This is a genomic window from Pseudomonas sp. St386 (genome assembly GCF_018325865.1).
In the GTDB taxonomy this organism is placed as follows: Bacteria; Pseudomonadota; Gammaproteobacteria; order Pseudomonadales; family Pseudomonadaceae; genus Aquipseudomonas; species Aquipseudomonas brassicacearum.
Genome location: NZ_AP021900.1, coordinates 1,787,289 through 1,800,229, shown reverse-complemented (window position 1 = coordinate 1,800,229; position 12,941 = coordinate 1,787,289). Strand labels below are relative to the sequence as shown.

Annotated in this window: 12 protein-coding genes; 6 read left to right on the top strand and 6 right to left on the bottom strand. The window is 62.2% G+C overall.

Annotated elements, in window-relative coordinates:
- Positions 1 to 193: 193 nt before the first annotated feature.
- On the bottom strand, positions 194 to 757 hold the full coding sequence (locus tag KI235_RS07950; RefSeq protein ID WP_003199021.1) for an NAD(P)H nitroreductase: 564 nt from the start codon (positions 755 to 757) through the stop codon (positions 194 to 196).
- Positions 758 to 919: 162 nt separating this feature from the next.
- Here KI235_RS07950 and KI235_RS07945 point away from each other — a divergent pair, with 162 nt between their 5' ends.
- A complete protein-coding gene (locus tag KI235_RS07945; RefSeq protein ID WP_003199020.1) occupies positions 920 to 2,374 on the top strand; it encodes a TrkH family potassium uptake protein in 1,455 nt (484 codons plus the stop codon).
- Here the strand turns inward: KI235_RS07945 and KI235_RS07940 are convergent.
- Positions 2,331 to 3,392 (bottom strand): AraC family transcriptional regulator, encoded by a 1,062-nt coding sequence (locus KI235_RS07940; RefSeq protein ID WP_003199018.1) that lies wholly within the window; start codon positions 3,390 to 3,392, stop codon positions 2,331 to 2,333. The two genes, KI235_RS07945 and KI235_RS07940, sit on opposite strands and share 44 nt — an antisense overlap.
- A gap of 160 nt (positions 3,393 to 3,552) precedes the next feature.
- Here KI235_RS07940 and KI235_RS07935 point away from each other — a divergent pair, with 160 nt between their 5' ends.
- Entirely contained in the window at positions 3,553 to 3,864 is a 312-nt protein-coding gene (locus KI235_RS07935; RefSeq protein ID WP_027912759.1) for a DUF962 domain-containing protein, read from the top strand.
- 14 nt (positions 3,865 to 3,878) lie between these two features.
- Positions 3,879 to 4,469: an HD domain-containing protein gene (locus KI235_RS07930; RefSeq protein ID WP_003199015.1), complete on the top strand. Its 591-nt coding sequence runs from the start codon at positions 3,879 to 3,881 to the stop codon at positions 4,467 to 4,469.
- 403 nt (positions 4,470 to 4,872) lie between these two features.
- Here the strand turns inward: KI235_RS07930 and KI235_RS07925 are convergent, their stop codons facing one another.
- Positions 4,873 to 5,691 (bottom strand): UDP-2,3-diacylglucosamine diphosphatase, encoded by an 819-nt coding sequence (locus KI235_RS07925; RefSeq protein ID WP_003199013.1) that lies wholly within the window; start codon positions 5,689 to 5,691, stop codon positions 4,873 to 4,875.
- A 135-nt stretch (positions 5,692 to 5,826) separates the two neighbouring features.
- Here KI235_RS07925 and KI235_RS07920 point away from each other — a divergent pair, with 135 nt between their 5' ends.
- Both KI235_RS07920 and KI235_RS07915 read left to right on the top strand, forming a co-directional pair.
- On the top strand, positions 5,827 to 6,576 hold the full coding sequence (locus tag KI235_RS07920; protein WP_028237336.1) for a helix-turn-helix domain-containing protein: 750 nt from the start codon (positions 5,827 to 5,829) through the stop codon (positions 6,574 to 6,576).
- A gap of 208 nt (positions 6,577 to 6,784) precedes the next feature.
- Positions 6,785 to 7,675 carry a DMT family transporter gene (locus KI235_RS07915; RefSeq protein ID WP_212795633.1) on the top strand — a complete coding sequence of 297 codons (891 nt, stop codon included), beginning with the start codon at positions 6,785 to 6,787 and terminating at the stop codon, positions 7,673 to 7,675.
- Here KI235_RS07915 and KI235_RS07910 read toward each other — a convergent pair.
- Positions 7,669 to 7,956, bottom strand: a complete 288-nt coding sequence (locus tag KI235_RS07910) for a SelT/SelW/SelH family protein (protein WP_003199006.1) — start codon at positions 7,954 to 7,956, stop codon at positions 7,669 to 7,671. The genes KI235_RS07915 and KI235_RS07910 overlap by 7 nt on opposite strands.
- Positions 7,957 to 8,027: 71 nt before the next feature.
- Here KI235_RS07910 and KI235_RS07905 point away from each other — a divergent pair, with 71 nt between their 5' ends.
- Positions 8,028 to 10,229 carry a patatin-like phospholipase family protein gene (locus KI235_RS07905; protein WP_212795632.1) on the top strand — a complete coding sequence of 734 codons (2,202 nt, stop codon included), beginning with the start codon at positions 8,028 to 8,030 and terminating at the stop codon, positions 10,227 to 10,229.
- Between the two features lie 173 nt (positions 10,230 to 10,402).
- Here the strand turns inward: KI235_RS07905 and KI235_RS07900 are convergent, their stop codons facing one another.
- Together KI235_RS07900 and KI235_RS07895 are read right to left on the bottom strand one after the other, a co-directional pair.
- Positions 10,403 to 12,367 carry a FimV/HubP family polar landmark protein gene (locus KI235_RS07900; RefSeq protein ID WP_212795631.1) on the bottom strand — a complete coding sequence of 655 codons (1,965 nt, stop codon included), beginning with the start codon at positions 12,365 to 12,367 and terminating at the stop codon, positions 10,403 to 10,405.
- Positions 12,368 to 12,480: 113 nt separating this feature from the next.
- Positions 12,481 to 12,915, bottom strand: coding sequence for a MarR family transcriptional regulator (locus KI235_RS07895; RefSeq protein WP_003199001.1), 435 nt, complete (start codon positions 12,913 to 12,915; stop codon positions 12,481 to 12,483).
- Between the last annotated feature and the right edge of the window lie 26 nt (positions 12,916 to 12,941).

The following is a 12,941-nucleotide window of genomic DNA, read 5'->3' as shown; positions in this document are numbered from 1 at the left end:
TTTTTGATCGTTCCCACGCTCTGCGTGGGAATGCATCCCGTGACGCTCTGCGTCACCTTCCAGAAGCGGAACGCGGAGCGTCCCCGGCGACATTCCCACGCAGGAGCGTGGGAACGATCGATATGTATTTTCAGCCTTAAAAATCAAATGGTTGCAATTAGTTCCATGAGAGCTTGCTCCCGCTCGGCAGCTACTACAGGCCTGTCCACTCGCTGACAAATTCTGCGGTTTCCACCTTCGGCGCCGTGCGCGCTTCTTTCTGCGGTGTGCCCAGGTAGAGGAAACCGATCACCTCCTCCCCATCCTCAAGGCCAAGCCCCCTGGCCACATGCGGCGAGTACGCCAGTTCACCGGTGCGCCACACGCCGCCAACCCCTTGGGCATACGCCGCCAACAAGATGCCATGGGCTGCGCAGCCGGCTGCCAGCAGTTGCTCGGATTTGGGGATTTTGAAATGGTCCTGCAGACGGGCGATCACCACCACGACCAGGGGCGCGCGCAATGGGCCGTTGAGGGCCTTTTCCACGACGGTTTCCGGTACCAGCGGGTCATTGAACCGCGCTGCTTCGGCCAGCAGTTCGCCCATGCGATGCCGCGCCTGCCCTTCGACTGTCAGAAAACGCCATGGCCGCAGCTGGCCGTGATCCGGCGCCCGCATGGCCGCGGCGAACATGAGTTCGCGCTGTTCCGGCGTGGGGGCCGGCTCCACCAGGCGCGGGACGGAAACACGGTTGAGCAAAGCGTCGAGAGCCTGCATCGGCCACCTCCTGAAAAAATGTCCGGCTATTCTAGTAGCTGTGCGGCGAGTTCGTTAGCGCAAATTCCGCGACCAGGTGCCCACTCGGCGCCGGGTGCCGGTTTACAGGGCGCTTGTCGCGGGTAGAATGGCGCCCTTCCTTTTTCAGCCTGAGCGGACTTCATGGCGTTGCCGACCCTGCGGATCATTGGTTTCATCATCGGCATCTTCCTGATCACCCTGGCGATCTTCATGGTCGTTCCCATGGCCACCCTGATGGTCTTCGAGCGCACCCGCGACCTGCCGTCGTTCCTCTGGTCGAGCATGATTACCTTCCTGGCCGGCCTGGCCCTGGTGCTTCCCGGGCGCCCGGAACACATCCACCTACGCCCGCGCGACATGTACTTGCTGACCGTCAGCAGTTGGCTGGTGGTGTGTATCTTTGCCGCGCTGCCGTTCCTGCTGACCCAGAAGATCAGCTACACCGACTCGTTTTTCGAAAGCATGTCGGGCATCACCGCCACCGGCGCCACCGTCCTGAGCGGCCTGGACACCATGTCCCCGGGCATCCTGATGTGGCGCTCGCTGCTGCACTGGCTCGGCGGTATCGGCTTCATCGGCATGGCGGTGGCGATCCTGCCCTTGCTGCGCATCGGTGGCATGCGGCTGTTCCAGACCGAATCGTCGGACCGCTCGGAAAAAGTCATGCCCCGTTCCCACATGGTGGCGCGGCTGATCGTGGCGTCCTACGTGGGCATCACCATTCTCGGCACCCTGGCGCTCTGGTGGGCCGGGATGAGCCTGTTCGATGCCATCAACCATGCGATGTCGGCGATCTCCACCGGCGGTTTTTCCACCTCGGACCTGTCCCTGGCCAAATGGACCCAGCCGGCCGTGCACTGGGTCATCATTGTCATCATGATCCTCGGCAGCCTGCCGTTTGCCCTCTATGTCTCGATGTTGCGGGGCAATCGCCGGGCACTGATCAAGGACCAGCAGGTCCAGGGGCTCATCGGGGTGTTGCTGGTGACCTGGCTGGTGCTCGGCACCTGGTATTGGGCGACCACCGACCTGCATTGGCTGGAGGCGCTGCGGCACGTGGCGCTGAACGTGACGTCCATCGTCACCACCACCGGTTTCGCCCTCGGCGACTACAGCCTGTGGGGCAATTTTTCGCTGATGCTGTTTTTCTACCTGGGGTTCGTCGGCGGTTGTTCAGGCTCGACGGCCGGCGGGATCAAGATCTTCCGCTTCCAGGTCGCCTACATCCTGCTGCGGGCCAACCTTAATCAACTGATCCACCCCCGCGCGGTGATCAAGCAGAAATACAACGGTCATCGCCTCGACGAAGAAATCGTCCGCTCGATCCTTACGTTCTCGTTCTTCTTCGCCATCACCATCTGCGTGATCGCCCTGCTGCTGTCGCTGCTGGGCGTGGAATGGATGACGGCGCTGACCGGTGCGGCCAGTACCGTGTCCGGCGTCGGCCCGGGGCTGGGGGAAACCATCGGGCCGGCCGGCAACTTCGCACCGCTGCCGGACGCGGCCAAGTGGATTCTGTCAGGAGGCATGCTGCTGGGCCGACTGGAGATCATCACGGTGTTCGTGCTGTGTATCCCGGCGTTCTGGCGTCACTGACCGCTTCAGGCTGGCTCGCCAACCGTGCCCGGTATTCGCCAGGCGTGGTGTCGAACCAGCGGCGGAAGGCCCGGAAAAAATTGCTTGGGTCGGCAAACCCCAGCAGATAGGCGATCTCCAGCAGCGTCATGCCCGACTGCGCCAGGTACTGCTCGGCCAGTTCACGACGGGTGTCCTCAAGCAAACTCTGGAAACTGGTGCCCTCTTCCTGCAAGCGCCGCTGCAAGGTGCGCTGCGACAGGTGCAGCGTCTGCGCCACCACGTCACGCTTGGGCTCGCCCTGGGGCAACAGTCGGCACAACACTTGTCGTGCCTTATGGGTCACACGGCTTTCCGAAAAACGCGCGAGGTATTCACCGGCAAACCGGTCATGCAACTGCGCCATGGCTTCGTTGGCCGTCGGCAGAGGCGCCTCCATGTCGGCCCGCTCAAAAATCAGCGCGTCATAAGACGCGCCGAACACCAGCGGTGCGCAGAAGGCTCGCTGATAAGGCGCCAGGTCCAGGGGTTCGGTGCCTTGGAACAGCACTTTTACCGGGTGCAAGGTACGCCCGGTCAGCCAGTTGCACAGGGCCAACGCACAGGCCAGGGACGCCTCGGCACTTTGCCGAGTGGGGGGTAAATGGTCGCCATGCACCGTCAGGATCAGCCCATAGCCCTCTTCCAACCGACGAAAACTCAAGTCGGCGCTTTCGGCAATGATTCGCTGGTATCGCACCAGTCGCTGGAAACCCTCCGCCAGCGTGCGACTGGACATCAAGGCGTAGCCCGCCACATGAAACGAGGCCGGGCGCACCACTTTACCCATGTTCAAGCCAATGGCCGGGTTACCGGACAATTCCACCGCCCGCTGCCAGAGCCGCGTCATCGAGTCCTGGGGGAAGCGTGCATCCGGATCCTCCAGCGCATCAAAGTCCAGCCCCAGTTGCTTGAACAGCACCCGACAATCCAGGCCGTCGATTTCCAACGCCTTGACAATCCCCATCGCCCAGCTTGAAGAAGTCGTTCGTTCGTTCATGACGTTTTACTTGCATGACGAGCCGCAGGGTACGGCTGGATTTGCGAAGGATACTAAAGTGGCGCCCATTGTCACTGGCTGTTGCAAGTGATCGCTCTAGACTCAAAGTAAGCCGCTGGATTTATCGGTTGCCAGAACAATAACCAAAGAGCCTGCAGTCTTGGAAAACGCCAAACGATTCAATACCTTCGCCGAGTTCTACCCGTATTACCTCGGCGAGCACAGCAACAGCACCTGCCGACGATTGCATTTCATCGGCACCTCCCTGGTCATCCTGGTGTTCGTCATGGCCCTCGTAGTGGGGAGCGGGTGGCTGTGGCTCGCCCTGCCCGTGGCCGGCTACGGCTTTGCCTGGGTCGGGCACTTCTTCTTCGAAAAAAACCGTCCCGCCACCTTCCAGCATCCTTTCTACAGCCTGCTCGGCGATTTCGTCATGTACCGCGACATGCTGCTGGGCAAGGTGGCGTTCTAGCCAAAGGATTGCCTATGAACACTCATGCACGTTTTACCCACATGCGGGACGGCACTCAGGAGGACTGGGCGATCATCGCCGCCGACTTCAGCGCCTACGCCCGGCAATTGCCGGGCCGGATCCTGGCCCACTTGAAGCTGCTGGACGGCGATTTCGGCGGGTTCCCGGTGGATCGCCTGACCCATTCCCTGCAAACCGCCACCCGTGCCTACCGTGACGGGCGGGACGAGGAATACGTGGTCTGCGCCCTGCTCCACGACATCGGCGACACCCTGGGTTCGTATAACCACCCGGACATCGCGGCGGCGATCCTCAAGCCCTTCGTCAGCGCGGAAAACCTGTGGATGGTGGAGAAGCACGGGATTTTCCAGGGCTATTACTTCTTCCATCACCTGGGCATGGACCGGCACCTGCGCGAGCAGTTTTTCGAACATCCGCAGTATCAGGCGACAGTCGACTTTTGTGCGAAATATGACGCAGCGGCGTTCGATCCCCAGTACGACACGCTGCCGTTGAGTTTCTTCGAGCCGATGCTGGAAAGGCTGTTTGCTGCGCCGAAGCAGTCGATCTACAAGGCGGCGATGACGGAGCAGCCTTCTGGCTGACAGATTGCTGGGGACCGCTGCGCGGTCCATCGCGGGCAAGCCTTGCTCCCACAGGTGTTGCCTGCTCTCATGGGCGGTGAGTACTTGTGGGAACAGCCTTGCTCCCACAGGTGTTGCCTGCTCTCATAGGCGGTGAGTACTTGTGGGAACACCTTGCTCCCACAGGTGTTGCCTGCTCTCATAGGCGGTGAGTACTTGTGGGAACAGCCTTGCTCCCACAGGTGTTGCCTGCTCTCATAGGCGGTGAGTACTTGTGGGAACAGCCTTGCTCCCACAGGTGTTGCCTGCTCTCATAGGCGGTGAGTACTTGTGGGAACAGCCTTGCTCCCACAGGTGTTGCCTGCTCTCATAGGCGGTGAGTACTTGTGGGAGCAAGGCTTGCCCGCGATGGCGTCATGAAGGCCTACACCGGCTCAGTCACTTTCAACTCAGTCTTGGCCAGTGCCTCCCGTGCCTGGGCCTCCGCCAACCGATACAACTCGATCGACCCGTCCCAGTGCTCGATCAGCGCCGTGCAGGATTCGACCCAATCGCCACAATTGAGGTATTCCACCTCACCCACCATGCGCATCTCGGCATGGTGGATATGCCCGCAGACCACGCCATGCAGTTCGCGCTTCACACACTCGTGGGCGATGGCTTCTTCGAAATCGCTGATGAAGCTGACGGCGGTCTTGACCTTGTGCTTGAGGTACGCCGACAACGACCAGTAACCGTAGCCGTAACGGGCCCGCCAATGGTTGAGCCAGCGGTTCAGCGTGAGGGTGAACTCGTAGGCCGAATCCCCGAGGAACGCCAGCCAACGGTGGTACCGGGTAATGACGTCGAACTGGTCGCCATGGATCACCAACAGGTGCCGACCATCGGCAGTGACGTGCACCGCTTCGTCCACCAACTGGATATTGCCCAGGATCAGCTTCGAATAGCGCCGCAGGAACTCGTCATGATTGCCGGTGACGTAGATCACTTCGGTGCCGCGCTTGCTCATGGTCAGCAAGCGGCGAATGACGTTGGTGTGGGCCTGGGGCCAATACATCCCACCGCGCAGTTTCCAGCCGTCGATGATGTCCCCCACCAAGTAGATCTTGTCGGCGTGGTAGCCCTTGAGAAACTGCGACAGGTGCTCGGCCTGGCAATCCCGGGTGCCCAGGTGCACATCGGAAATCCACAGGGTGCGAACACGCTGTTTGCGGCTGGGTCTGGCGAGCTCGGCGCTGGTCATTGGGCAACCCTCTGATCGTTTTTGCCACTGTGCACGCCAGCGGTTAATGGCCTATGACAAACACAAGTCCATTGCATGACAGCGCCGGGCGGTACGCCCTCGGTGTATGCTGGCGGCCTGACACGGGAGACCGCGATGAGACCGATCCTCACGCTACGCCACTACAGCCACGACTTGATCGTCCACAGCCATGACCATGCCCAATTGGTGTTCGGGCTGTCTGGCGCACTGGATTTCGAGGTCGAAGGGCATGGCAGCCAGGTGGTGCAACAAAGCTTCGTGGTGATACCGGCCGGCGCGCATCACGCCTGCGGCAGCCCCCACGGCAGCCGTTGCCTGGTGTTGGATGTGCCCAGCGATGACTGGGTCGGGCAGTGCCTGGGGGATCACGCCGACGCCAGCCGCCGTTTGCTCGACGATACCGCGCGCCTGCCCCTGGATGCGGGACAAAGCCAGTTGGTCAGCTGGTTGGCGAGGAGCCCGGTGGACGATCCGGTGATCGCCCAGCAAGGCGCGGTGCTGCTGCTGGCGAGTCTCAATAACGCTCGCCAGCAAACCCTCGGCGGCCGGCGCCTGCCCTACGCCGCACTCAACGCCCACATCGACCAGAACACCGCCTATCCGCTGCAAGTGGCGGACCTGGCGCGAGTCGCCGGCCTCTCCAGCGCCCGTTTGCACGCACGTTTCGTCGCCGAATGCGGGCAAACCCCGATGGATTACATCCGCAGCCGCCGCTTGCACAAGGCTGTAGCGTTGTTGCGTGATTCGCAGTTGCCCATCGGTGAGATCGCCCACCGGGTCGGCTACAGCTCCCAAAGTGCCTTCGCCGCGGCGGTACTGCGGGAATTCGGCGCCTCGCCGGGCAAGCTGCGGCGTCAGCGATAGATTCGCGCTAAAAATCGCTAGGATCGCGACAGACACTGCCGCCTCACCCACGCTTAAATACTAGGGGACGATCCTGTGGGAGCGAGCTTGCTCGCCATTGCTATCTGTCAGTCAATATCTGCATTGCCTGAACCACCGCTTTCGCGAGCAAGCTCGCTCCCACAGAAGACACTCGCCAGTTGCCCCACTGTCTGTTGAAAGGATTGAAATGACACCCCGTACCGCCCTCGGCGCCCTGCACATCGGCGCACTCATGTTTGGCCTGACCGGTGTATTCGGCAAACTCGCCGCAGCCTCGCCAACGGTCATTGTGTTTGGTCGCGCCGTCTTCGCCGTGCTCGCCCTGGCGATGTTCGCCCGGTTCGCCAGCAACAGCCGCTGGCAGCAACTGCGGGCCCAGGATGGCTGGCGATTGCTCCTTGGGGGGCTGTTACTGGCCGGGCATTGGGTGAGTTTCTTCATCGCCGTGAAGGTTGCCGGCGTGACGGTCGCCACGCTGGGGTTCACCAGCTTCCCGGCCTTCACGGTGCTGCTTGAAGGGCTGATCTTCCGCGAGCGGATTCGCGCCAATGAAATCTGGTTGGTGGTGTTGGTGAGCGTCGGCCTGGTGTTGGTCACGCCGAACTTCGACTTGGCCAGCGGCGCCACCACTGGCCTGCTCTGGGCCGTGTTCTCGGGGTTGCTCTTCTCCCTGCTGTCATTGACCAACCGCGCCGGTTCGGCGCACGTCCCGCCGGTGCAGGCCGCGCTGTGCCAGAACGTGGTGGTCGGGTTGTGCCTGCTGCCGATGGCCGCGCCACAATTGAGCAACGTTCGCCCCATCGACTGGTTGTGGATCGGCTTGCTCGGCGTGTTCTGCACCGGCCTGGCCCACAGCCTGTTCGTCGCCAGCCTGGCGGTGATCAAGGCCCGCACGGCAGCGGTGGTGTTCGCCATGGAGCCGGTCTACGGCATCGCCATGGCCTGGTGGCTGTTCGATGAGAGCCCGACCCTGCGCATGCTGCTGGGCGGCGTGGTGATCATCACGGCCATCGTGATCTCAAGCCAACTGAGCGGTTCAAAGAAACCGGGGGTTGGCGCCCAAGCCGCGTCTCACTGAACCCGATCGTTGTGGCCCAGGTCCCGCTCCGGATCGATCCGGTCGCGGACCCGCTGCTTCAGGACCTTGGCTTCGGGAAAACCACCATCGGCCTTGCGCTCCCAGATCTGCGTGCCGTCGCAACTGATGTGGAACACACCGCCGGTGCCCGGCACCAGCGACACCTTGCCCAGGTCATCGCCAAAGGTGCTGAGCAGCTCCTGGGCCAGCCAGGCGGCGCGCAGCAGCCATTGGCACTGGGTGCAATAGGTGATGACGACTTCCGGTTTGTGTTCGGTCATTGCGGGTGGACTCCTGGGTTCGAAGGCGTCGCTATAATACCCGCCTTTGATCGCCCGCCCCGAGATTGACGATGCGCCGCCTCCTGCCCCTCCTGCTTCTGTTGCTGTTGCCCCTGCTCGGTCATGCCAAAGAGCCCGCCGTCGACGCGCCACGCCCGAAAATCGGCCTGGTGCTGTCCGGCGGCGCCGCACGGGGGCTGGCCCACATCGGCGTGCTCAAGGCCCTGGAAGAGCAAGGCATCAAGATCGATGCCATTGCCGGCACCAGCATGGGCGCGGTGATCGGCGGGCTGTATGCCTCGGGCTACAAGATCGACGAACTGGAAAAACTCGCACTGGGCATCGACTGGCAACAGGCTCTGTCCGATGCGCCACCGCGCAAGGACGTGCCATTCCGGCGCAAGCAGGATGACCGGGACTTCCTGGTCAAACAGAAACTGAGCTTTCGTGACGACGGCAGCCTCGGCCTGCCCTTGGGGGTCATCCAGGGCCAGAACCTGGCCCTGCTGCTCGAAAGCCTGCTGGCCCACGCCAGCGACACCCGAGATTTCGACAAACTGCCGATCCCGTTTCGCGCAGTCGCCACGGACATCGCCACGGGCGAAAAAGTCGTGTTTCGCAAAGGCCACCTGCCCAAGGTCATTCGCGCCAGCATGTCGATCCCGGCGGTATTCGCCCCGGTGGAACTGGACGGCCGGCTGCTGGTGGACGGCGGCATGTCCGACAACATCCCGCTGGACGTGGCTCGGGAAATGGGCGTGGACGTGGCCATCGTGGTCGACATCGGCACGCCCCTGCGCAACCGCAAGCAACTGGTCACGGTGGTCGACGTGCTGAACCAATCGACCACCCTGATGACCCGGCACAACTCTGAAGAGCAACTGGCAACGCTGAAAAAAGACGACGTGCTGATCCAACCGGCGCTGGCGAGCTTCAGCTCCACCGATTTCGGCCGGGCCCAGGACATGATCGACGCCGGTTACCGTGCCACGCGGATACTCGAGGCGCGCCTGGCTCCTCTACGCCCGTCCGAGGCGCCCAACGCCGAGCTCATGGCCGCGCGCACCCCCAGCGAGCGCACGCCGGTCATCACCGCCATTCGAGTGGAGAACGACTCGAAAGTCGGCGATGACGTGATCCGCTATTACGTTCGCCAGAAGATCGGTGAGCCGCTGGACCTGGGCCGCCTGCAGACCGACATGGGCACGCTGTACGGCCTGGATTACTTCGAGCAGGTGCAATACCGCGTGGTCCGCAAGGGCCCGGATCACACGCTGGTGATCAGCGCTCGGGGAAGACGCACCGGCACCGACTACCTGCGGCTGGGGCTGAGCCTGTCGGACGACATGCGCGGCGACAGCGCTTTCAACCTGGGAGCCAGCTATCGGGTCAACGGCATCAATCGCCTCGGTGCCGAATGGCTGACCCGGGCGCAGATCGGCGACAAGCAGGAGTTGTACAGCGAGTTCTACCAGCCATTGGATGTCGGCTCGCGCTACTTCATCGCCCCCTACGGGCAATTCGAATCCCGCAACGTGGAGTCCATCCTGGACAACGATCCGGTGGCCCAGTATCGCGTCGAGCGCTATGGCTTCGGGCTGAACGTGGGCCGCCAGATCGGCAACAACGGCGAAATCCGCTTCGGTGTCGGCCAGGCCTGGGGCAAGGCGGATGTGCGCATTGGCGACCATGACCAGCCCAGCGAAAACTTCAATGAAGGTTTCTATGAGCTGAAGTACTCCTTCGATTCCTTCGACAACGTGTATTTCCCCCACGAAGGGGAAGACATCGGCCTGAGCTGGCGCCAATACGAACCGGGGCTGGGTTCCGACCAGCGTTACCGCCAATGGGAGTTCAAGCTGGACAAGGCCCTGAGCAGCGGCCCGGATACCTTCATCCTGGGCGGGCGCTACGGACGAACACTGGACACTGCTGAAGTCGTGACGTCCAGCTTTGTGCTCGGTGGCGCGCGGCAACTGTCAGGCTTTCGCGAAGACGGGGTATCCGGGCAGAACATCAGCCTGATGCGCGCCGTGTATTACCGCCGCCTCACACCGCGGGCCTACCTGCCACTGGACTTCCCGCTGTACATCGGCGGCTCATTGGAACGCGGCCGGGCCTGGAACAACGACAACGAATTCGACAGCGGCTACATCAACGCCGCCAGCATTTTCCTCGGTTTCGATACACCGCTGGGGCCACTGAATTTCAGCTATGGCTTTAACGACGATGATGAACAGGCGGTGTATCTGAACCTGGGGCAGACGTTTTGAGTGGCTACCTGGACAGGATTTGACAGCCTGATAGGCCGCTATCGCGAGCAAGCTCGCTCCCACATGGGGTCCGGGGTGTACACGCAATGGCCGTTCACCACAAATCCCTGTGGGAGCGAGCTTGCTCGCGATAGCGGTGGGTCAGTGTCGGTGATGTTGACCGTGCTGCAACCTTAGCGAATCCCTGCCAGCAGCACCCGGGCGGTCTGCTTGAGGGGTTCGTCGCCCTCTTCGAGCAGCTCTTCAAGCAGGGAGACAGCGGTTTTCAGGTCTCCATCGTCGATGCAATTCTGTGCCTGTTCCAGCTTGACCGAGTGTTCCGGGACCTGAGGTTCGAGGGAAAGGGTGTCCAGGGAAACAGGTTCAAGGGCCAGCGGCTCGAGTTCCAGCGACTGTTCTTCGTCGGCAAAGCTATCGAGGAAAGCATCGTCCAGCGACTCGGTTTCCAATGGCGCTTCCCATTGCAGCTCCGGTTCGTCAAAACCTGAAAGCGAAAAGCTCTCGGCGGCATAAGGTGAAACAGCTTCTTTATCCGCAGTGTTGTCCTGGGCATCGGCGAGGTCCCAGCTGGTTTCCATGGACAGTGCATCCAGGTCCAACTCGAACTCGTCACCGGGCACTGGCTCACGTTCAGGTGCCGGTGCCGGAGCAGGTGCCGGAGCAGGTGCAAGAACCGGTACCTGGGGTTGTACCGATGCCACTGTCGGCGCGGCGATCATGGCAACCTTGGGGTAGCGCCCGCGGATCTCCTCCAACGTCCGGGCATCGATACCCTGTGCCAGTAGATGATGTTCCTGGGCCTGGAAACCGATGACATCGCCCTGCTTGCCCAGTACCTCCAGCAACTTGAGGCCCAGGTCGGTGCGTTCCGGCTCCGCCAGCAACGCGGCGCGCAACAGCCCTGCGGCCTCGGTGAACCGACCGTAGGTCAAGTAGATCCCGACGCCCTCCAGCACATCGCCCAGGGGCGTATCCCCGTTGTTGAACGATGCCGCAGTCTCGGACGGCTCCGTATCGGGGATTGATGCAAAGGTTTCGTCGTCCTCCTCCAGCATCGGCTCGGGACGCCCGGTCATCGGTTCCAACTCGGCCTGCTGCTGCCGACGCCGAACGAACAGTAACAGCGCCAACACCCCCAACAGGCCCACCAGCCCCGCCACCCATGTCCAATTGACGCCCTCTGGCTCTGCTACCGGTTCTGTAGCGGGTTGCGCGTCCGGCGCCGGTTCCGCTGCAGGAAGCGCCGGTTGCGGTGGTGTCGATGCAACAGGGGCTGGCGCAACCTCGGCCAGCCGGGCCTGCAATTGGCTGATCTGCTTGCGCTGGCCAGCGATTTCCTCGTCCTGGGCCTGGAGCCGGGCCTGCAGTTCATCGATCGTCTTCTGTTGCTGCTGGTTTTGCAGCACGCTGGCGGCCATTTGCTCATCGGGCGCGGCGGGGGCCTGGCCAGCAGGGGCTGCAGCCGAAGTCGGCAGCACGGCCGAGTCGGGCAGCAACAAGCGCTGGCCGATGGAAAGCCGGTCACTGCCGGGGTTCAAGGCCTGGATTCCTTGCATCAACTCATTGACCGACGCGTTGCTACCGGCGTCATGCAGGCGCTTGGCGATGATCCAGGGGTTGTCTCCCGGCACGACGGTGTAACGCTTGCCCTGTACCGCCGGGGGCGGCTTGATGGACTGAGGGGCCTGGGAAGGTTCATCACGGACCGGCACGATACCCGGTGTGCCCGGCGGGTCGATCAGTACGGTGTATTCGCGCAGCAGGCGCCCGTTGGGCTGATTGAGCTGCACCAGGAAATTGAGGAAGGGTTCCTCCACCGGTTTGCTGGAAGTCACCCGAATGAAGCTGCGCTCCCCGCGCAAGACCGGCGTGAAGCGCAGGTTATTGAGAAAGAACGCCCGTTCCACACCCGCACGACTGAAATCGTCCGGGCTCGCCAGGCTGGCCGACAGATCGCCCTCGCTGATCCCGGCCACATCGACCAGGGCGATATCGGCGCGCAACGGCTGGTTCAGGGCGGAATGGAGCGTGATGTCCCCCAGCCCCAGCGCCGACGCCAAGGCCGAATACCCCAGGGCACCCACGACGACCGACACGTTGACCCAACTGCGCAACGTGGACTGCAAACTTTCAAGCATGGGTATCCCTTTCGACTACCAGACTGAGCGCAAACGCATCCAATACGATCACTTAGTACTGGTTATAGTTCGCTAATCGCCGAATCTCAAAAGTCTGGCGCCAGGGATATGCCTCAGGATTTTTCCAGGTTGGCCAGGATCGTACCGTGGACCCGCATGCACACGCGCATGTCCGCTTCGTCGACACCTTCGAACAGCTCACGACGCAGTTGCGTGGCAATGGTTTCGATTTGTTCGATCAACGGCAGGGCCGGTGCGCAGAGCACGATTTTCTTGGCCCGGCGGTCCTCGGCCACGGCCTGGCGCTGCACCAGCCCCTGGGTTTCCAGGCTGTCGAGCAACCGGGCCAGTGTCGGGCCTTCGACGGCGACGCTCTGGGCCAGTTCACGCTGGGTCGGCGCCTGTTCGAAACGGGCCAGGTGCAACAGCACCAGCCAACGTGCCTGGGACAGGCCCAGCCCGGCCAGGCGGCGATCCAGTTCGGCACGCCAGCCTCGAGACATTTGCGCCAACTGCATGCCAAAACGGTGTTGATCGGTTAACGGCATAAAAAAACTCATCAGATCTGAAATAG

What these genes read in the sequence shown, in the direction of transcription:
- KI235_RS07950 (WP_003199021.1), bottom strand. Translation starts at nt 757, where the DNA reads ATGCAGGCTCTCGACGCTTTGCTCAACCGTGTTTCCGTCCCGCGCCTG.
- KI235_RS07945 (WP_003199020.1), top strand. Translation starts at nt 920, where the DNA reads ATGGCGTTGCCGACCCTGCGGATCATTGGTTTCATCATCGGCATCTTC.
- KI235_RS07940 (WP_003199018.1), bottom strand. Translation starts at nt 3,392, where the DNA reads ATGAACGAACGAACGACTTCTTCAAGCTGGGCGATGGGGATTGTCAAG.
- KI235_RS07930 (WP_003199015.1), top strand. Translation starts at nt 3,879, where the DNA reads ATGAACACTCATGCACGTTTTACCCACATGCGGGACGGCACTCAGGAG.
- KI235_RS07925 (WP_003199013.1), bottom strand. Translation starts at nt 5,691, where the DNA reads ATGACCAGCGCCGAGCTCGCCAGACCCAGCCGCAAACAGCGTGTTCGC.
- KI235_RS07920 (WP_028237336.1), top strand. Translation starts at nt 5,827, where the DNA reads ATGAGACCGATCCTCACGCTACGCCACTACAGCCACGACTTGATCGTC.
- KI235_RS07915 (WP_212795633.1), top strand. Translation starts at nt 6,785, where the DNA reads ATGACACCCCGTACCGCCCTCGGCGCCCTGCACATCGGCGCACTCATG.
- KI235_RS07910 (WP_003199006.1), bottom strand. Translation starts at nt 7,956, where the DNA reads ATGACCGAACACAAACCGGAAGTCGTCATCACCTATTGCACCCAGTGC.
- KI235_RS07905 (WP_212795632.1), top strand. Translation starts at nt 8,028, where the DNA reads ATGCGCCGCCTCCTGCCCCTCCTGCTTCTGTTGCTGTTGCCCCTGCTC.
- KI235_RS07900 (WP_212795631.1), bottom strand. Translation starts at nt 12,367, where the DNA reads ATGCTTGAAAGTTTGCAGTCCACGTTGCGCAGTTGGGTCAACGTGTCG.
- KI235_RS07895 (WP_003199001.1), bottom strand. Translation starts at nt 12,915, where the DNA reads ATGCCGTTAACCGATCAACACCGTTTTGGCATGCAGTTGGCGCAAATG.